Here is an 18,743-nt window from a genome sequence, read left to right as displayed (position 1 = left end):
TAAAAAGATTCAATCATCTTTAGTGCGGTCTTCACCTGATTCATCGCCCTCCTCATCCTCCAGCGGCAAATCATCTCGCCCCAAAGGATCCGTAGGCGAAGGCAACGGATATTCAGGCGTATCATCGACCTCATCGCTCTTCAACTCACCACTCATTTCACACCTCTCAAAGGGCCTGAAAAACACAGGCCCTGAAGATTCGGATTTCACGCTGCCAACACGTTCATCCAACGAACTTCGGTCACTGCTCATCCTCCTCCTCGTCATACTCACCATCCAGTGCATCATCCGAATCATTTAGCGGCACCGTCGCATCGTCCATAACCGACCCCGGATCTTCATTTCCCGGATCGTTAATGAACGGCAGCCCGCTTGAACCTTTTTCTTCCTTGCCTTCAGTTTCGGGAGTCATGGCATACCTCGGAAATTCGGGGGAGTGTATGACGTTCGAAACGCCCTGCCGCCAATCGTTCCCGAGTCCATTCAGCAGAAACGAAAAACCCGGCACATGGCCGGGTTTCTGTTTAAACATCAATCAATGATGTTTGTTTTTATGCTTGTTCTTGTGTTTATGACCACCACCGGAATGAGACTTACCGCCATCGTCACCCAGGTTGTTGCCGACAGCACCACCTGCCGCGCCACCCAAGCCTGCACCGATGGCCGAACCGGTTGAGCCGCCCAGGCTATTGCCGACCACTGAACCGCCGGCGGCGCCGAGGCCGCCGCCAATAGCGGCTTCCGTGCGACTGCGTTTATCCGCCCCAACCGCACTGCCCGCCGCGCCGCCCAAACCGGCACCCACCGCAGCGCCAGTGCTACCACCAAGTTGTCCGCCAACCACATTGCCCAACGCACCACCCAAGCCACCACCGACGGCGGCAGTGCCGTCGCCGGCAGCCATCGCGCCTTGAGCAACCAGTAATCCGAAAAACAGTGCAGATAATGACAATCGCATTTGAACCTCACAGTTCCCGAAGCGGGACAGTCCGCCCGAACAAGGGCTTATAAGCTATTGGAGGCATTAGCGGGAAAAACGTTCAGCAACTGAAAAGCCCGACATCGAGTCGGGCTTTTCTGACACGCAATCAATCTCAGTGACGCTTGTGGCCTTTGGACAGGTTGCTGCCCACCGCACCGCCAGCTGCACCGCCCAAGCCCGCACCGATAGTCGCACCATTTCTGCCGCCGAGGCTGTTGCCAATCACCGAACCACCGGCCGCGCCGACACCGCCGCCAATGGCCGCTTTGGTCCGACTACCCTTGCGTGCCGCCACCGCACTGCCCGCTGCGCCTGCTACGCCCGCGCCAATCGCGGCACCGGTGCTGCCGCCCATTTTCTGACCGACCACATTCCCCAGCGCGCCGCCCAGTCCACCGCCCAATGCCGCAGTGCCATCGCCGGCAGCCATTGCTCCTTGAACAAAGAAGAGGCCAAGAACCAAAGCAGGGAGAGTTAAACGCATGACGAAACCTCAAAAACAGAGATGACAAAAAAGGGCCGGGATCTAATGTCGCCAGAGGGCGAACTTCCAGACGGAACCAAAGCACAGCGAGCACTTGGCGCCGATTTGACCGCGATTCTGAAAAAGGTTTTACGACAGGCAAAAAAAAGCCCGCTGGGGAGACGGGCTGGAGACTTGCTTTCTAACGGATGGCTTCACCCTACGCCGGACAACGTGAAAAGTTTGTGAAAGAAAACGCAATTCTTTAAACCATTTGTAGAACGTATCGGCGATCAGCGATCAGACGTAAAAAACCCCGCTCAATGACGGGGTTATGTCGAGAAAGCTTATTTTCTGGCCCTTGCCATCACCTTGGGAAGGAATTTCGCCTTAGGCCCTTTTGGTGCCGCGGATTTGATCTTGGCGTTCTGAATCGTGTCTTCGCCAAAGCCCGACTGGTACTCGCTCTGTCCGCAGCGTACGCAGTTGTTGAAGGAAAATTCAGCGCCATCGTCTTCAATATACGGTGCAGTCATGCCCTCTCCCCTTCGTAAAAGGTCGACACCGGCAAAACCATCTCGCCTGAAAAGTATCGACCACTCAGAATTTTGAGACTAGCCGGTCATTACTGGACTTGTTGTTCAGATCGGCCGACGCCCGACGAATGGCCTACAAAAATTCAACACCGCGGCCCGCTCAGCGCAACTTCACCGCTGTGCCCGTCACAAACACCACAACCATGCCGCCCTTACCCGCCGGCATGCTGATCTCGAAATCCAGCCCGACCACCGCATCTGCCTGCAAAGCACGCGCTCGTTCCTTGATCTCGTTGGTGGCCTGAATGCGCGCTTCTTTCAATGCTCTTTCCAGCGTTTGCGACCGACCACCAAAAAAGTCGCGCATACCGGCGAACATGTCACGGATCACATTGACGCCTTGCACCGACTCGGCACTGACAATGTCCAGATACGCGGTGATCTGCCGGCCTTCGATGGCGTGAGTGGTGGAGATGATCATGAACGTCGTCCTTTTACTGGCAATAAAACCGCGATTGTAATGCTCAAACCAGAATTCAGCCGACCACATCACCCACGTCGGCAAATTCCAGACACCAGAAACCACAAAACCCCTGACTTCTTTCGAAATCAGGGGTTTGTGTTTACTAATTTGGCGGTGAAGGAGAGATTCGAACTCTCGATACAGTTTCCTGTATACACACTTTCCAGGCGTGCTCCTTAAGCCACTCGGACACTTCACCGTATCTCTTCAAACATGTTCTGTCTGTCGAGGCGCGCTAATGTAGTCGAAAGCTTTTCTGATGGCAAACTTTTTTTCAGAATTTTCATGCGGTTAAGAGAAAAAGTGGTTTTTCCCGTCGGCGGACCATGGCAAAGCGGCCAATCTCCGGTGAGTGCGCGCCTTCTATATAGAAGCAGAATGGCTCACCACGCTGGCTGCACCGGGAAACGGTGACCAGCGGGTCAGTCACGGCGCTTTACCTGGCCTGCGGTGGTGGGTAACGTCTGCCCATCTTTCTTACAAGGAATAGCGTCATGAGTGAGTTGATTTCCTACCACCTCGAAGACGGTATCGCGACCCTGACCTTGAGCAATGGCAAGGTCAATGCCATTTCCCCGGACGTGATTGCGGCGTTCAACGCGGCGCTGGATCAGGCAGTGACTGATCGTGCCATCGTGATCATCACCGGTCAGCCAGGCATTTTGTCCGGCGGCTATGATCTGAAAGTGATGACCGCCGGCCCGAAAGAAGCCGTGGCGCTGGTCACTGCGGGGTCGACATTGGCTCGTCGTCTGCTTTCTCACCCGTTCCCGGTGATCGTTGCTTGCCCGGGTCATGCCGTGGCCAAAGGCGCGTTTATTCTGTTGTCTGCCGATTACCGCATCGGTGTCGATGGCCCGTTCAGCATTGGCCTGAACGAAGTGCAGATCGGCATGACCATGCACCACGCCGGTATCGAACTGGCTCGTGATCGCCTGCGTCGCTCGGCGTTCCACCGTTCGGTGATCAACGGTGAGATGTTCGATCCGCAAAGTGCTGTGGATGCCGGTTTCCTCGACAAGGTGGTTTCCGCCGAGGAACTGCAAGGCGCCGCCCTCGCCGCCGCACGTCAATTGAAGAAGATCAACATGACCGCGCACAAGAACACCAAACTGAAGGTGCGTAAGGCGCTGCTGGAAACCCTGGATAACGCGATCATCCAGGATCAGGAGCATCTGGGTTAAACCCGGCTCACGCGATGAAGAAAAGCCCGACCGTCGTGTCGGGCTTTTTCTTACACGCTGGGTTGAACATGCCTTGGCTGCTCTAGGACGCGTCTGACGACCGGCTTGGAAACATGCGCTTAAACATCGGCTATCTCCGGACTCTATAGTGGCAATTGCCGAAAACAGTGCACATCCGTACACTGCGCCACCTTTTGCGCCGGTGGGGCCTGAAAATGCTGTTTGTGTTTCGTATGTTGTTGATGGGCCTGCACTTTATTCTCGCGGGTGTGCTTGGGGTTATCCTCGGCCTGTGCCGTCCATTCAATCCGGACAACAGCCGTCTGTGCGCCCGCCTCTACGCTCTGCCGGCGATGTGCATTTTGCGTCTGCGAGTGAAGACCGACGTCAGCGGGTTGATGAACAAGCCCGACAGTTGCGTGATTATTGCGAACCACCAGTCCAACTATGATCTGTTCGTGTTCGGCAATGTCGTGCCGCGCCGTACCGTGTGCATCGGCAAGAAGAGCCTGAAATGGGTACCGTTGTTCGGGCAGTTGTTCTGGCTGGCGGGTAACGTGTTGATCGACCGAGGCAATGCGCAAAAAGCTCGCCAGTCGATGGTGACTACCACGAATACGTTGCAGAACGAAAAGACCTCGATCTGGGTGTTCCCCGAAGGCACGCGCAACCTCGGCGAAGATCTGCTGCCGTTCAAGAAAGGCGCGTTCCAGATGGCGATTGCTGCCGGTGTGCCGATCGTTCCGGTGTGTGTCAGCAGCTACGTCAAGCACATGCGTCTGAACCGCTGGCGCAGCGGGAAAATTCTCATACGCTCGCTGCCGGCAATTCCTACTGCCGGGCTGACCATGGACGACATGCCCATGCTCATCGAGCAGTGCCGCGAGCAGATGCGCGAATGCATCGACGCGATGGATCGCCAACTGCAAGCTGCCTGAAAAACAAACCCGCCCTGTGCGGGTTTTCTTTTGCCGGGTGAACTGTGCAGATTTCACTGACTCTCAAGCAGCGACAAGGCTAAGCTGAAGCCTGGTCTCCCAGTCATCTGCCAAGAAGAAGTGAATCACCACCATGGGTCGAGTTGTTGCTGCTGCGGTGTACAGCGAGGGCAAAAAAGTCACCAATATTACCCTTGATGAAGGCGCGGCCTGGGCCGCGAAGACCGGTCACTTTGTGTGGATCGGTCTGGAAGAGCCGGACGCTCAGGAACTGTCCAATTTGCAACGCCAATTCAACCTGCACGAATTGGCCATCGAAGATGCCTTGGAAAAACATAGCCGACCGAAGCTGGAAACCTTTGGCGACGCTTTGTTTATCGTCACCTACTCGCCCATTCGTGAACACGGGATCCTGCAGTTCATCGAAACCCATATCTTCGCCGGCAAGGGCTACATCATTACCGCCCGCAACGGTCACTCGGCGTCCTACGCCCATGTCCGCCAACGTTGTGAGGCGCGTCCGCTGTTGCTGGAGCATGGGGAAGATTTCGTACTTTATGCGCTGCTCGATTTTGTCATCGAAAACTATCAGCCCGTGGGCGAAGCGATCCACGCCGAGATTGATGAGCTGGAGCGCAACGTGCTGTGCAGTGCGTTGAACGAGCACGACATTCAGAAGCTTCACGGATTGCGCCGCGATGTCGTGCGTCTGCGCCGCTACGCCGCGCCGATGGTGGAGATCAGCGAGGAACTGCAAAAACTGAGCTTCCCGTTCATCGACAAGAACATGCGCCCGTATTTCCGCGACGTGCAGATCCATGTGACGCGGCAAATGGAAGACCTGACGACACTGGCGGACATTGCCAGCCAGACCATCGAGATTGGCGTGTTGCTGGAAGCGTCACGGCAGAGTGTGGTGCAGCGCAAGTTTGCCGCATGGGCGGCGATTCTGGCGTTTCCGACGGCGGTGGCGGGGATTTACGGGATGAATTTCCAGAACATGCCGGAGCTGAGCTGGCATTACGGCTATTTTGGCGTGCTGGGGTTTATCACGGTGGGTTGTGTGAGTTTGTGGGCGAGTTTCAAGAAATCGGGGTGGTTGTAACAGCAGAAGATCCCAGCCTTCGGCAGCTCCTACAGGTGTACTTGATCCCAATGTAGGAGCTGCCACAGGCTGCGATCTTTTGATCTGCAGTTAAGCAGTTTCAGGCTTGTGCGCCACAAACCGCATCATCCATTCCGCGACCGTAGCACCATGGTGTTCCTGTGCCAGGCTCGCCACGCCCGTGCTGTAAATCTGCGTACCCAAGGCTTCCTGACGCAAATCCAGCAACGCGCGCGAGTAGTCGTGGATAAATTCCGGATGCCCCTGGAAGCACAGCACCTGGTCATTGATGTGATACGCCGCAAACGGGCAGAAATCACTGGATGCGATCACCGTGGCGTTTTCCGGTAGTGCGGTGACCTGATCCTGATGACTGATCAACAGCGTCAGCTCTTCACGCACCGGGCTCATCCACGGAGCCTTTGCCGCGAGTTTGTAGTTGTGGGTGCCGACGCCCCAACCTTGCGTGGCGCGTTCGCTCTTGCCGCCCAGCAACAGCGCCAGCAGTTGATGGCCAAAGCACACGCCGAGCAGCTTGTCGCCACGCTCGTAGCGGTTCAGCAAGTATTCCCTGAGGGTTTCAATCCACGGGTCAGTGCCGAAGGAATCGGCCTTGCTGCCAGTGACCAGATACGCATCGAACGTCAGGTCGTCGCTCGGGTATTCGCCCTGCATCACGTTGTACACCGTGAACTCGGCGGCAATCGGTTGCTGCGAGAACAGGCGCTGAAACATCTGCCCGTAACCCTGATATTGATCGACCAGTTCTGGACGCAGGATGTCGGTTTCCAGAATGCAGATGCGTAGCGACATAAAAAATACCTGACACGTGATGGGAATAATGAACACCCCAGAGCCTGCCTTGAAACACCCTGGCAAGGCAAGCCCCGGAATGCTCGTCGCCCTTAGAACATCTCACCTTTTGCCGCTTTATCCAGCAGCAGCGCAGGCGGTGCGAAACGCTCGCCATACTGTTCGGCCAGATACTGCGCCCGGGCGACGAAATCCTTTACTCCGTACTGATTGATGTACTGCAACGCGCCGCCAGTCCACGCCGCAAAACCGATGCCGAAGATCGATCCTACGTTGGCATCCGCCGTCGAGGTCAGCACGCCCTCCTCCACACAGCGCACGGTTTCGATGGCCTGCACAAACAGCAACCTGTCACGCACGTCCTTCGGCGAAATCTGCCCGTCAGCCTTCTCGAAGCGCGTCTTCAATTCAGGCCACAAATGTTTCTGCCCACCGGCCGGGTATTCGTAGAAACCGCCACCTGCGGCTTTGCCCGGGCGCTTGTACTCGTTGAGCAGCAAGTCAATCACGGTAAACGCCGGGTGTTCAATCAGCGGTTTCCCTTCTGCCTGTAAGTCCTTGGCGGTTTGCTTACGGATATGGCTCATCAGGCTGAGGGAAACTTCGTCGGAGATTGCCAGAGGCCCGACTGGCATCCCGGCCTTGCGCGCTTCGGTCTCGATCATCGGCGCGCTCACACCTTCACCGAGCATGGCGATGCCTTCATTGGTGAACGTGCCGAACACCCGCGAGGTGAAGAAGCCGCGACTGTCGTTGACCACGATCGGCGTTTTCTTGATTTGCAGGACGAAATCAAACCCGCGAGCGAGGGTCTCGTCGCTGGTCTGCGCGCCTTTGATGATTTCCACCAACGGCATTTTTTCCACAGGGCTGAAGAAATGCAGGCCGATGAATTTGCTTTGATCCGGTACCGCCGTCGCCAGCCCCGTGATCGGCAAGGTCGAAGTGTTGGAGGCAATCACAGCATCGGCGCCGACCACTTTCTGCGCCGCCGAAGAGACCCTCGCCTTGAGTTCGCGATCTTCAAAAACCGCCTCGATGATCAAATCGCAACCGGACAGGTCAGCATCGTTTTCGCTGGTATGAATCCGCGCCAGCACTGCCTCACGCTGCGCGGCATCCATCTGACCACGAGCGACTTTCTTGTCCAGCAACGCCGCTGAATGCGCTTTGCCCTTTTCGGCAGCAGCCAGATTGATGTCCTTGAGCACCACTTCGATACCCGCCGAGGCGCTGACAAAAGCGATCCCCGCGCCCATCATCCCGGCGCCGAGCACACCGACCTTACGCGTAATGACCGGTGCAAAGCCCTGCGGCCGCGAGCCACCGGCATTGATTTCGTTGAGCTGAAACCAGAACGTGCCGATCAGGTTTTTCGAGATCTGGCCGGTGGTCAATTCTGTGAAGTAGCGGGTTTCAATCAAGTGCGCCGTATCGAAATCCACCTGCGCGCCTTCTACCGCCGCGCAGAGAATTTTCTCCGGCGCCGGCAACGTACCTTGGGTCTTGGTGCGCAGGATCGACGGCGCAATGGCCAACATCTGCGCGACTTTCGGATTCGACGGCGTGCCGCCAGGAATTTGATATCCCTTCACATCCCAACGTTGTACCGCCGTCGGATTGGCAACGATCCAGGCACGCGCCTTGGCCAGCAGCTCATCGCGATCGGCCGCCAGCTCATCGATCAATCCGGCCTGCAAAGCCTGTTGCGGACGGACCTTTTTGCCTTCGAGCAAATACGGCAGCGCCTTCTCGATGCCGAGCATGCGCACCATGCGCACCACCCCGCCGCCGCCCGGCAACAAGCCGAGGGTCACCTCCGGCAGACCAAGTTGCACCGACGCATCGTCCAGTGCCACCCGATGATGACACGCCAGACAGATTTCCCATCCGCCGCCGAGTGCCGCGCCGTTGATGGCCGCGACCACCGGCTTACCGAGGGTTTCCAGCGTGCGCAGTTGCCCTTTGAGGGTCAGCACCATGTCGTAGAAGGCTTTGGCTTCAGGCTTGCCAACCTTGATCAACTCATTAAGGTCGCCGCCGGCGAAGAAGGTTTTCTTCGCCGACGTGATGATGACCCCGGCAATGCTTTCTTTTTCAGCCACAAGCCGGGCGACGCAGGCGGCCATTGCCTCGCGGTACGCGGCGTTCATGGTGTTGGCGCTCTGGCCCGGCATGTCTATGGTGAGGACGATAATGCCGTCCTGACCTTTTTCGTAACGAATGGCTTCGCTCATAACAAGGTTCCTTTAATTCGGGGTTCAGAGGCGTTCGATGATGGTGGCAATGCCCATGCCGCCGCCGACGCACAGCGTCGCCAGGCCATAGCGCAGGCGCCGGGTTTCCAGTTCATCGAGCAAGGTGCCGAGGATCGCGCACCCGGTAGCGCCGAGCGGATGGCCCATCGCGATGGAGCCGCCGTTGACGTTGACCTTGTCCGGATCGACGGCCATGTCCTTGATGAACTTCAACACCACCGAAGCAAACGCTTCGTTGACCTCGAACAGGTCGATGTCTTCCACGCGCAGGCCGGCCTTCGCCAGCGCCTTGCGGGTGGCCGGCGCGGGGCCCGTGAGCATGATGGTTGGATCCGTGCTGGTCACCGCCGTGGCGACAATCCGCGCCCGTGGCTGCAAGCCCAGCGCCCGGCCCTTGGCCTCGGAACCGATCAGCATCAGCGCCGCTCCATCGACGATCCCGGAACTGTTGCCAGGTGTATGTACGTGATTGATCCGTTCAACATGGCTGTAAACCCGTAGCGCCGTCGCGTCGAAACCCATCTGCCCCATCATTTCAAAACTCGGCTTGAGCTTGGCCAAACCTTCCAGGGTCGACTCGGCACGAATGAATTCGTCGTGATCGAGCAGGATGATGCCGTTCTGATCCTGCACCGGCACCAGTGATTTGTTGAACGAGCCATCGGCCCGTGCCCGTGCCGCTTTCTGTTGCGAGTGCAGCGCGTAGGCATCGACATCCTGACGGCTGAAGCCTTCAAGGGTGGCGATCAGGTCGGCGCCGATACCTTGCGGAGTGAAGTGACCCTGCAGGTTGGTTTGCGGATCCAGCGCCCAGGCGCCGCCGTCGCTGCCCATCGGCACGCGTGACATCGACTCGACGCCGCCGACCACCACCAGATCTTCAAATCCCGAACGCACTTTCATCGCGCCGAGGTTCACCGCTTCCAGACCCGAGGCGCAGAAACGGTTGATCTGCACGCCCGCCACGCTGACGTCCCAATCGGCCACTTGCACGGCGGTTTTGGCGATGTCCGAGCCTTGATCGCCAATCGGCGTGACGCAGCCCAGTACCACGTCATCGACCTGGCTGGTGTCCAGCGCCGTGCGCTGTTGCAACGCAGTCAGCAGGCCGGCCACCAAAGTGACCGGTTTGACGCTGTGCAGGGCACCATCAGCCTTGCCTTTGCCGCGCGGCGTGCGTAATGCATCGAAAATCAAAGCTTGGGTCATGACGTCCTCGAACCTGTGCGGTGAGTGAATTCTTGTGCTCCCACTCTTGGCCTGCGCGCTCAAGGATTCAATGACCACAGCGCTCAATGGTGTTGACGCACACGCTCAGACGGACGGTCATCAGGCATCGGGTGAACCGGTTCAGGTCGGCGAGTTGTCTAGCAAGCGGGCGGCGACGGAGCTGGCAATACGCCTCATACCTTTTTAATCGCTGATAGCTGCAGCCCCATATTAAATGGATCTAAGCCAAGCGTGACGCGGGCCCTAAGGTAGAACATGTACGTCGTGGTCGTCGGGTTTTGCCGAGGCAGGCGTTCTTTAACAGGAAGTGCATCGCTTGCCGTCATGGATATGCAGGCAGGCATCAGGAAATAACAAAAAGGCGGTCAAGCCATGTTCAAACAACCGAAAGTTCGTCAAGCAGGGCTCATTCTTTTCGCCACGACACTGTTGCTGATTTTGCCGAATCTGACCAAGGTGATCGGCTGAATCAGGCGACAGCTGCTGGTTATCGCCACTGAAAAATGTCCCTGGCCCGCTACCCGGGCCAGCGTGGCTGTGCCAATCTCTGCACATTTGCACGGCATGGACGGCGATTATTTGAAAGCGCTCATTGTGTTTGGGGCCTTGCTGCTAAGCATGCCCTTGTCAGCCGCACAGCTGGATTTACAGCTGGGCGCAAACAGCCGCATCTGGCAGACCGAGGAGCTACTCAAGCATCCTCAGGTACAAACCCTCACGGTAAAAGACGATGTGTCCTACAAGAAGGACATGACGTATCGCGCCGTGCCCGTGGCGGCGTTGCTGGGCGGAATCAAACCTGAGGATCATCTGCAAGCGGTGGCGCTGGATGGCTTTGCCGCCGAGTTGGCAGCTGCGCCGCTGCTCAACACCCAAGGCTCGCGTGCCTGGCTGGCGATTGAAGACCCCGCGCATCCGTGGCCGCCATTGTCGGCGGGCAAGCACAGCGCCGGGCCGTTCTATCTGGTGTGGACCGATCCACAGGCCGGCAACATCAGCCCTGAGCAATGGCCGTTCGAGGTCGCGAGCATCAAGCGCATGGCGCCCGTGGCTGAGCGCTTCCCGGCCCTGTTGCCGGACCCTGCGTTGAAAGCAGATGACCCTGTGAATCAGGGGTTCGCGCTGTTTCAGAAGAACTGCCTGGCCTGCCACCGCTTGAACGGTGCGGGGGATGCGCAGTTTGGGCCGGATCTGAATATTCCGTACAACCCGACCGAGTATTTTGGTGCGGACTTCTTAAAGCGATACATCCGCGATCCGCAGAGTTTGCGCCAGTGGCCTCAGGCGAAGATGCCAGGGTTTTCGGCACAGGTGCTACCAGAGGAGGATTTGCAGATGTTAGTGGGGTATCTGAAACACATGGTGGGGCGCAAGGTTAAGCCTTGATACCTTGATCCTTGGGTGGTTATCACTGACCTCATCGCTGGCAAGCCAGCTCCCACAGGATCACCACTGACTCAAAGTCAGCGCATAACCTGTGGGAGCTGGCTTGCCAGCGATAGCGGTATCCCGAATCTACTGTTGTTGGACAGAGATCACCGGGGTCGGCGATACGAACACCTTCGCATGCATCTGCTCGCACCCGCCGCCCCGGCGCATCCCGCGCACCGGACAGGCATCCAGATAATCCAGACCCACTGCCAGCTTCAGGTGTCGCTCCGGTCGCGCCAGCTCATTGGTCACGTCAAAACTGTACCAGGCGTCATCCAGCCAGGCTTCGGCCCAGGCATGGCTGGCCAGGTGTTCGCAATCCTCGCTGTACAGATACCCCGACACATAACGCGAGGGAATCCCGAGACTGCGTGCGCACGCCAGAAACGCGTGGGTGTGATCCTGGCAGACGCCCGCCCGTCCGGCGAAGGCTTGCATGGCACTGGTGTCGACCGCGGTAGAACCGGGCGTATAGGTCATGTGCTGATTCAGACCGTGCATCAAATCGATGAGTGCCGTGCGGTCGCGGCGTTGCTTGCAGGATTTTTCCGCAAACCCGCGCAGTGCCTCGTCAGCCTCGGTCAACCGGGTAAAGCGCAGAAACGGTAGCGCCGACTGGCTCTCGTGTTCGGCCTCGCGCAATTCGTCGATATCAACCTGACCACGCGCACCGATGATGATCGCTTCATGTGGCTCGTCCATGGTCAGCACATGCAGGATGTTGCCGAACGGATCGAGTTGCGCGCGCACCGGGCGCGGCAGGTCGAGCTGCCAGCTCAGCACGTGTTGACGCTCGCTGTCGTGTGGGGTCAGCCGCAGGTACTGGATGCTCGCCCGCACCTGATCCTCGTAGTGATAGGTGGTCTCGTGGCTAATCGAAAGTCTCATGCAGCCTCCAGATAGGAACTGTGAATGGCGTTACCCAACTGGCGCACCAGCGGGATGAATTCGGTCAGCCAGGCGTGCAGGCCTTCCTCGAGAATTTCGTTGATGCCGGTGTAGCGAAGGCGCGCGTCCATTTCTGCGGCGAGGCGCTGGGCCGGTCGCCCGTTGGCACCGGGCAACTGCGCGAGAATCTGGTCGATCTCCTCGGTGCAGGCACGCAGCGAACGCGGTACGTCAGCACGCAACAGCAGCAGCTCGGCGACATGCCGGGCACCCGGGGCGTCACGATAGATTTCGGTGTAAGCCTCGAATGATGACAACGCTCGCAGCAACGCACTCCACTGGTAATACGCGTGGGCAGTGCCGTCACTGACGGCTTCGGCCTGATCGCCGGCCATTTCGTAGCGCGCATCGAGCAGCCGCAACGTGTTGTCCGCGCGCTCGATAAAGGTGCCCAGACGAATAAAACGAAACGCATCGTTACGCATGATCGTGCCGTAGGACGCACCGCGGAACAGGTGCGAACGCTCCTTGATCCACTCGCAGAAACGACTCATGCCATAACGGCTGAGACCCTGCTCGGCGATCCCGCGAATTTCCAGCCACGTGGCGTTGATGTTTTCCCACATGTCCGCAGTAATGCGCCCACGCACCGCATGAGCACTGGCCCGCGCCGCGCCGAGGCAGCTATAGATGCTCGCCGGATTGGCCGCATCAAGGGCGAAGAAGTGCAGCAGGCGTTCGGCATGCAGCGCGCCGTGACGCTCCAGATAATCGTCAAGCGTGCCGGTGATCAACAGTGGCATCGCCAGTTCGTGCAGACCATCGCCGCGACCGTCCTGCGGCATCAGCGACAGCGAATAACTGATGTCGAGCATCCGTGCGAGGTTTTCCGCCCGCTCCAGGTAACGCGACATCCAATACAGATCCGAGGCAGTTCTACTTAACATGGCAAGCTTCCTTCAATCCTCGACCACCCAGGTGTCCTTGGTTCCGCCGCCCTGGGAGGAATTCACCACCAGAGAGCCTTCACGCAGCGCGACACGGGTCAAACCACCGGGTACGACCCGGGTTTCGCGCCCTGACAAGACAAACGGGCGCAAGTCGATATGACGTGGCGCAATGCCGTTTTCGACAAAAGTCGGGCAAGTCGACAGTGACAGCGTCGGTTGTGCGATATACGCGTGAGGTTTGGCCTTGATCCGCTCACGAAAGGCGTCAATTTCCGCCTTCGTCGACGCCGGCCCCACCAACATCCCGTAACCACCGGAGCCCTGGGTTTCCTTGACCACCAGATCTGGAAGATTGGCCAGCACGTGGGAAAGTTCAGACGGGTTGCGGCATTGCCAGGTCGGCACGTTTTTCAGGATCGGTTCTTCATCGAGATAAAAACGGATCATGTCGGTAACAAACGGGTAGACCGATTTGTCATCCGCCACGCCAGTGCCGATGGCGTTAGCCAGCACCACATTGCCGGAGCGATAGGACGACAGCAGCCCCGGCACACCGAGCATCGAGTCCGGGTTGAACGCCAGCGGATCCAGAAACGCATCGTCGAGACGGCGGTAAATCACGTCCACGGCTTTCGGGCCGTCGGTAGTGCGCATGAAGACCTTGTCGTCACGCACGAACAGATCCGCGCCCTCCACCAGTTCAACACCCATTTCCCTGGCCAGAAACGCATGCTCGAAAAACGCACTGTTGAAGCGCCCGGGCGTCAGCACCACCACGCTGGGGTCGTCGATGGGGCTGGAGCTTTTCAGGGTGTCGAGCAACAGGTTCGGATAATGGTCGATCGGCGCAATGCGCTGAGCGGCGAACAGTTCCGGGAACAGGCGCATCATCATTTTGCGGTCTTCGAGCATGTAGCTCACGCCGCTCGGGGTGCGCAAATTGTCTTCGAGCACGTAATAGGTGCCGTCGCCATCGCGCACCAGATCGACGCCGGAGATATGCGAGTAGATGTCTCGGTGCAGATCCAGCCCCTGCATCGCCAACTGATACTGCTCGTTGGCCAGCACCTGCTCGGCGGGAATGATTCCGGCCTTGATGATGCGCTGCTCGTGATAGAGATCGGCGAGGAACATGTTCAACGCCTTGACCCGCTGAATGCAGCCGCGCTCGACGATCCGCCATTCGCTGGCGGGAATGCTGCGCGGAATGGTGTCGAAAGGAATCAGGCGCTCAGTGCCCTGCTCGTCCCCATAGAGCGTGAAAGTAATCCCGGCGCGATGGAACAGCAGATCGGCCTCGCGTCGCCGTTGTGCCAGCAGCTCATCAGGCGTGTCGGCCAGCCAACGGGCAAATTCCCGGTAATGCGGGCGAACCTGGCCGCCGGCATCGTACATCTCATCAAAATAGGTGCGGATCATGCCGTACTCCTTGTCACCCGGACCTACAGGCCTTCGCAAGGCCCGTGCCATCGGCATAAACGCTTTGATATCAATCGGTTGGATATTCACGTCGCAGGCGCCGCACCATTCCTGTGCGGCAAATGCCCCCACCTGATCGCCCCCGCTTCATTGCGACGCACTGCATCGCCTATCACCAGCATAGTCAGAGTTGATTTCACTGCTCGGCGTCAGCTACGGATAATCCGCGCATTCGCTGAACAAACTTCTACGCAGAAGTCTTCAGCCCCACTGATCCGCACTGCCAACGCAGCCCGCAAAGCCTTAACCCTGACCGGTTTCCTCTCCTTATCGGTCTTCCCTTTAGCCACCCTCTCCGGTGGCTTTTTTTTGCCTGTTTGAAACGTTTTGAAAGCAAAAGCAAAAGATCGCAGCCTTCGGCAGCTCCTACAGGTGATGGGTTGCAGGAGCTGCCGAAGGCTGCGATCTTTTGATTTTCAAAAACAACAACGGCCGACCCAAAGGCCAGCCGTTGCTTACGTTCAGGCAAGAGATCAGTTCAGACGGTAGCGACTGCGCACCTCCTGCTTCACGCCCCAGCCCTCGATGATGCCGCCCAATGGCTCGACCACGGCAGAAAAGCCCTGCTCGAAATCGCCAATATCGTCATAGGTTGCGTACATCACTTTGCTTAACTCCAGAGACCACGCACCGTCGTCGCGCGCGCTGACCTGGGCATTGATGGATTCACCGCGAAATTTTCCTGCTGCCCTGCGCGCCCGCTCCTCGTCCGGGAAAATCGCGTAGAACTCGATGGGATGGAATCGGGAAAAATCGAAACCGCCTTCTTTCATGCGGCGCAGAACATTGCTGCTGATGTCTTCTTGATAGGCTGTGCTCATGAATCGTCCCCCTCGGATAGATGGATAGACTTTCCGTATTCCCGCCCCGGGCCTGACAGGCCAAAGCACTACTGCAACGTGGTTGCTGCGGGAAACAAGCATGTAGCTGACAAGACCAGACCTTAGCGATCCGTTCGCTGATCTCGCTTGCAGAGTAGCCCCAAGATAGAGCCGCTGCCAAGGCCTGGTGATTGAAGTGACAGGAAATTTTCAGACGGGTGTGATGCTGATGATTTCTATACCGTTCTGGGTTTTGAGGCTTTTGACGGCCGCATCGGGCGTACGCCCCTCCAGATCGTTGAGATCCAGTTTGGCGGCGACGGGCAGGAACCGTTCCTTGATGAGCTTGGCGGCGTGCTCGTGATTCGGGCATTCCTCGCACTCGAAGACTTCGTCGACTGATTCACCATGATCATCCACGAAAGTGACTTTCCACTTTTGCATCGGAGCCTCCTCGATCAAACCCGCGAATGGGCTTACCTCTATCTCGACTTTCGGCGTGATTGATCGTTCAAAAGGATGCAGCGCGCGACCATAAAAAAACATCATTGACGGTGCAGATAAGCTGTTGTGGGAGCGAGCCGGCTCGCGAAGGCGATTGTCCATCCAGCAAAAGTGTTGGCTGACAGTGCGCTTTCGCGAGCAGGCTCGCTCCCACAGGGGTTTTGCCGTGTTCTATTAGTCGTTGCTTGGCTTGTTGATCGCCTGCAATACGTATTGAGGCATTGCAAACGCGCCAATGTGGATTTCCGGGTTGTAGTAGCGGGTGACGATGCCGCTGCCGATGAAGCGCTGTTGCAGGGTTTCGCGGCTCAGCTTGCGGTACGACGTGTTGGTCGAGCCCCAGGCGAAGGTCATCGAACCGCCGATGTAGGTCGGCACCGCCGCTTGATAGAAATGCCAGTCCGGGAACAGGCTGCGCAGGCGACCGGCAGTGGTTTTGACTTCTTCGATCTGCATGAACGGCGTGCCGTTCTGGGTCACGAGGATGCCGCCTTCGTTCAGGCAACGGTGGCAGGCCTGGTAGAAGTTTTCCGAGAACAGCACTTCGCCCGGGCCGATCGGGTCGGTGGAGTCGGAAATGATCACGTCGAATTTTTCGGTGGTAGTGGCGACGAAGCGCATGCCGTCATCGATCACCAGGTTCAGCCGAGGATCGTCGTAAGCACCCTTGGAGTGCTCCGGCAGAAACTCTTTGCACATCTCGACCACGGTGCCGTCGATCTCGACCATGGTGATGTGCTCGACGCCAGCGTGCTTGGTCACTTCGCGCAGCATGCCACCGTCACCACCACCGATGATCAGCACGCGCTTGGCGGCGCCGTGGGCGAGGATCGGTACGTGGGTGAGCATTTCGTGGTAGATGAATTCGTCGGCTTCGGTGGTCTGGATCACACCGTCAAGCGCCATGACACGGCCCATGCGCGGGTTCTGGAAGATCACCAGGTGCTGGTGTTCGGTGCGCACTTCGTGCAGCAGTTTTTCCATGCGAAAACGCTGGCCGTAGCCTTCGTACAGGGTTTCCAGGTATTCGCTGGTTTTGGTGACGGTCATGGTCAAGTGCTCCGATGAATGCGCGGGCGTGGATCGTGGAGACGATTGCCCGGGAAAGGCGCGCATTCTACGTTGCCGAAGATGACAGGTCGAACCTCACTTTATCTGCAAACCAAAGAACCCTGTGGGAGCTGGCTTGCCAGCTCCCACAGGGTTCGGGATGGTTTCGAATGTAGCGGTCAGATCCGGACGTTGCCCCGTGGCCCGGCGATTGCCCAGATGATCAGGCCCAGCACTGGCAGGAGGATGATCAGCAGCACCCAGACGATTTTCATCCCGGTGGAGACGCCGCTTTTCAGCACATTGATGATGGCCCAGATATCGAGGGCAAGAATGATCAGGCCAATCAGACCGTTGAACGTGGAACCCATGGTGTCGCTCCAGAATAGTGGCATGCACTTTTAGGATAGACGGTCGCGTGCAGGGTTCCCTTTTATTGTGCTCAAACGTGAACGGCGACCTTCAAGGCTTCCAGCGAAGGCGCAGCGGCGATGCCAATTTGTGCACACAACTCGAGGACTCGCGGCACGTCGTTGCCGTAGACCAGCACCATTTGCAGCTCATCGTCGAGCAACTGGCTGAAGTTCATCAGCGTGTAACCGCCGTTTTCCTTGTTCAGGCTGCTCATCTGCACCTGAATGCGATTAAGGGCGGTCAGCGCTTCGGTTTTGGCCAGTTGCTTGGGCTTGAGGTTGAAGTCCACGGTCGGGCCGAACGAGGCGACGATCTGAGCGAACAGGTCGACGTAGGTGTCAGCCTGGAACAACACGGTCTCCGGCAGGCTGCCGACCACAACCCACTCACCCAGTGTGATCGGGAAAGTGTCGTCGTAGTTGATGTCCGGGTTGGCAGCCAGAAAAGCGTCGGCATCGGCGTAGGCCTGCGCGGCTTCGTCGGCCACCTTCAGGATCTCGTCCTCGCCCATGCAGCCGGAGCTGATTTTGCTGATGAGTTCGACGAGCGCGGCTTTCATGAGGGCGGATCCTGTGGCGAAGATGGTTTTTGAGGGCGCGGAGGATAGCGCACAAAGTAAAAGATCGTCAGCCCAGCAATTTTTCCAGCTGCGCCGTGGTATCCACTGCACCCATGGTCCGGGCAGCGTCGAGCGCAGTAACGCCATTGGCATCCTTGGCTTTCGGGTCGGCGCCCTTGCTGATCAGGTAGTCAACGATTTCAACACGGTTGAACATCGCCGCCATCATCAGTGCAGTCCGGCCATCAAAGGACGAGCCTTCGATTTCAGCGCCCGCTTCAACCAGTGCCTTGACCACCGCAAGATCGCCCTTGAACGCCGCACCGGCAATCGGGCTCTGGCCGTTGGCATTGCGCAACTCGGGATCAGCCTTGTGTTTAAGCAGCACCTGCACGGCATCGACATGGCCGTAATAGCTGGCAAGCATCAGCAAGGTATCGCCCTTGCTGTTTTTCAGGTTCACCGGCAAACCGGCGCTGACCAGTCGATCGAGCATCAGTGCATCACCGTCGCGCGCCTTGTTGAAAACCTGCTCGGTGAATTCGGCAGCTTCCTCAGGGGTCATCTGGCGGCTTTGGTCGGACATGGGGCAACTCCACTTCGGTCTATCGGAAA

22 protein-coding genes and 1 tRNA gene are annotated in these 18,743 nt (G+C 58.0%); 4 read left to right on the top strand and 19 right to left on the bottom strand.

Annotated features, from left to right (window positions below):
• Positions 1-9: 9 nt before the first annotated feature.
• From AB4P97_RS04525 to AB4P97_RS04495, 7 genes are all read right to left on the bottom strand, one after another.
• Positions 10-252: a hypothetical protein gene (locus AB4P97_RS04525; RefSeq protein WP_042558474.1), complete on the bottom strand. Its 243-nt coding sequence runs from the start codon at positions 250-252 to the stop codon at positions 10-12.
• Positions 242-412 (bottom strand): hypothetical protein, encoded by a 171-nt coding sequence (locus tag AB4P97_RS04520; protein ID WP_164488108.1) that lies wholly within the window; start codon positions 410-412, stop codon positions 242-244. The genes AB4P97_RS04525 and AB4P97_RS04520 overlap by 11 nt, the downstream gene beginning before the upstream one ends.
• 123 nt (positions 413-535) lie before the next feature.
• A complete protein-coding gene (locus AB4P97_RS04515) occupies positions 536-958 on the bottom strand; it encodes a YMGG-like glycine zipper-containing protein (RefSeq protein ID WP_042558472.1) in 423 nt (140 codons plus the stop codon).
• Between the two features lie 136 nt (positions 959-1,094).
• Positions 1,095-1,466 carry a glycine zipper domain-containing protein gene (locus AB4P97_RS04510; RefSeq protein WP_042558471.1) on the bottom strand — a complete coding sequence of 124 codons (372 nt, stop codon included), beginning with the start codon at positions 1,464-1,466 and terminating at the stop codon, positions 1,095-1,097.
• 326 nt (positions 1,467-1,792) lie between these two features.
• Complete coding sequence (locus AB4P97_RS04505) at positions 1,793-1,981, bottom strand: hypothetical protein (RefSeq protein WP_042558470.1); 189 nt, start codon at positions 1,979-1,981, stop codon at positions 1,793-1,795.
• 160 nt (positions 1,982-2,141) lie between these two features.
• Positions 2,142-2,462 (bottom strand): YbjQ family protein, encoded by a 321-nt coding sequence (locus tag AB4P97_RS04500; RefSeq protein WP_042562008.1) that lies wholly within the window; start codon positions 2,460-2,462, stop codon positions 2,142-2,144.
• A 151-nt stretch (positions 2,463-2,613) separates the two neighbouring features.
• Positions 2,614-2,703: transfer RNA gene (locus tag AB4P97_RS04495), tRNA-Ser, on the bottom strand.
• 295 nt (positions 2,704-2,998) lie between these two features.
• Between AB4P97_RS04495 and AB4P97_RS04490 the strand changes: the two genes are divergently transcribed.
• The 3 genes from AB4P97_RS04490 to AB4P97_RS04480 all read left to right on the top strand — a co-directional run bounded on the left by AB4P97_RS04490 (position 2,999) and on the right by AB4P97_RS04480 (position 5,731).
• Complete coding sequence (locus AB4P97_RS04490; protein ID WP_042558469.1) at positions 2,999-3,688, top strand: crotonase/enoyl-CoA hydratase family protein; 690 nt, start codon at positions 2,999-3,001, stop codon at positions 3,686-3,688.
• 215 nt (positions 3,689-3,903) lie between these two features.
• Complete coding sequence (locus AB4P97_RS04485; RefSeq protein ID WP_042558468.1) at positions 3,904-4,626, top strand: 1-acylglycerol-3-phosphate O-acyltransferase; 723 nt, start codon at positions 3,904-3,906, stop codon at positions 4,624-4,626.
• A gap of 133 nt (positions 4,627-4,759) precedes the next feature.
• Positions 4,760-5,731 carry a magnesium and cobalt transport protein CorA gene (locus AB4P97_RS04480; RefSeq protein WP_042558467.1) on the top strand — a complete coding sequence of 324 codons (972 nt, stop codon included), beginning with the start codon at positions 4,760-4,762 and terminating at the stop codon, positions 5,729-5,731.
• Between the two features lie 90 nt (positions 5,732-5,821).
• Here the strand turns inward: AB4P97_RS04480 and AB4P97_RS04475 are convergent, their stop codons facing one another.
• The 3 genes from AB4P97_RS04475 to AB4P97_RS04465 all read right to left on the bottom strand — a co-directional run bounded on the left by AB4P97_RS04475 (position 5,822) and on the right by AB4P97_RS04465 (position 10,011).
• On the bottom strand, positions 5,822-6,544 hold the full coding sequence (locus AB4P97_RS04475) for an amidotransferase (protein ID WP_042558466.1): 723 nt from the start codon (positions 6,542-6,544) through the stop codon (positions 5,822-5,824).
• Between the two features lie 92 nt (positions 6,545-6,636).
• Positions 6,637-8,781 (bottom strand): 3-hydroxyacyl-CoA dehydrogenase NAD-binding domain-containing protein, encoded by a 2,145-nt coding sequence (locus AB4P97_RS04470; RefSeq protein ID WP_395602102.1) that lies wholly within the window; start codon positions 8,779-8,781, stop codon positions 6,637-6,639.
• A gap of 24 nt (positions 8,782-8,805) precedes the next feature.
• Positions 8,806-10,011 (bottom strand): acetyl-CoA C-acetyltransferase, encoded by a 1,206-nt coding sequence (locus AB4P97_RS04465; RefSeq protein WP_261737258.1) that lies wholly within the window; start codon positions 10,009-10,011, stop codon positions 8,806-8,808.
• 585 nt (positions 10,012-10,596) lie between these two features.
• On the opposite strand from AB4P97_RS04465, the gene AB4P97_RS04460 reads away from it, so the two are divergent.
• Positions 10,597-11,418 (top strand): cytochrome c, encoded by an 822-nt coding sequence (locus tag AB4P97_RS04460; RefSeq protein WP_042558463.1) that lies wholly within the window; start codon positions 10,597-10,599, stop codon positions 11,416-11,418.
• Positions 11,419-11,547: 129 nt separating this feature from the next.
• On the opposite strand, the gene AB4P97_RS04455 is transcribed toward AB4P97_RS04460, so the two are convergent.
• From AB4P97_RS04455 to AB4P97_RS04415, 9 genes are all read right to left on the bottom strand, one after another.
• The gene (locus tag AB4P97_RS04455; RefSeq protein ID WP_042558462.1) at positions 11,548-12,351 is read right to left on the bottom strand and encodes a transglutaminase family protein; all 804 of its coding nucleotides are present in this window, start codon (positions 12,349-12,351) and stop codon (positions 11,548-11,550) included.
• On the bottom strand, positions 12,348-13,298 hold the full coding sequence (locus AB4P97_RS04450; protein ID WP_007914063.1) for an alpha-E domain-containing protein: 951 nt from the start codon (positions 13,296-13,298) through the stop codon (positions 12,348-12,350). Before AB4P97_RS04450 ends, AB4P97_RS04455 begins: the two co-directional genes overlap by 4 nt.
• Before the next feature lie 12 nt (positions 13,299-13,310).
• Positions 13,311-14,720, bottom strand: coding sequence for a circularly permuted type 2 ATP-grasp protein (locus AB4P97_RS04445; protein WP_007914061.1), 1,410 nt, complete (start codon positions 14,718-14,720; stop codon positions 13,311-13,313).
• Between the two features lie 533 nt (positions 14,721-15,253).
• Positions 15,254-15,601: a ribonuclease E inhibitor RraB gene (locus AB4P97_RS04440; RefSeq protein ID WP_042558460.1), complete on the bottom strand. Its 348-nt coding sequence runs from the start codon at positions 15,599-15,601 to the stop codon at positions 15,254-15,256.
• A 210-nt stretch (positions 15,602-15,811) separates the two neighbouring features.
• Positions 15,812-16,045, bottom strand: a complete 234-nt coding sequence (locus tag AB4P97_RS04435) for a hypothetical protein (RefSeq protein WP_200610606.1) — start codon at positions 16,043-16,045, stop codon at positions 15,812-15,814.
• Between the two features lie 234 nt (positions 16,046-16,279).
• The gene (gene speE, locus AB4P97_RS04430) at positions 16,280-17,155 is read right to left on the bottom strand and encodes a polyamine aminopropyltransferase (protein WP_042558458.1); all 876 of its coding nucleotides are present in this window, start codon (positions 17,153-17,155) and stop codon (positions 16,280-16,282) included.
• 179 nt (positions 17,156-17,334) lie between these two features.
• Entirely contained in the window at positions 17,335-17,526 is a 192-nt protein-coding gene (locus AB4P97_RS04425; RefSeq protein ID WP_042558457.1) for a PLDc N-terminal domain-containing protein, read from the bottom strand.
• Positions 17,527-17,597: 71 nt separating this feature from the next.
• Positions 17,598-18,128 carry a hypothetical protein gene (locus AB4P97_RS04420; RefSeq protein WP_047300368.1) on the bottom strand — a complete coding sequence of 177 codons (531 nt, stop codon included), beginning with the start codon at positions 18,126-18,128 and terminating at the stop codon, positions 17,598-17,600.
• Positions 18,129-18,195: 67 nt separating this feature from the next.
• On the bottom strand, positions 18,196-18,714 hold the full coding sequence (locus tag AB4P97_RS04415) for an ankyrin repeat domain-containing protein (protein ID WP_042558455.1): 519 nt from the start codon (positions 18,712-18,714) through the stop codon (positions 18,196-18,198).
• Between the last annotated feature and the right edge of the window lie 29 nt (positions 18,715-18,743).

The sequence above is a fragment of the Pseudomonas sp. A1230 genome, from assembly GCF_044218825.1.
GTDB classification, from domain to species: Bacteria; Pseudomonadota; Gammaproteobacteria; order Pseudomonadales; family Pseudomonadaceae; genus Aquipseudomonas; species Aquipseudomonas iridis.
Note: the sequence above shows the minus strand (reverse complement) of the source record. Positions and strands in the feature narration are given on the sequence as shown.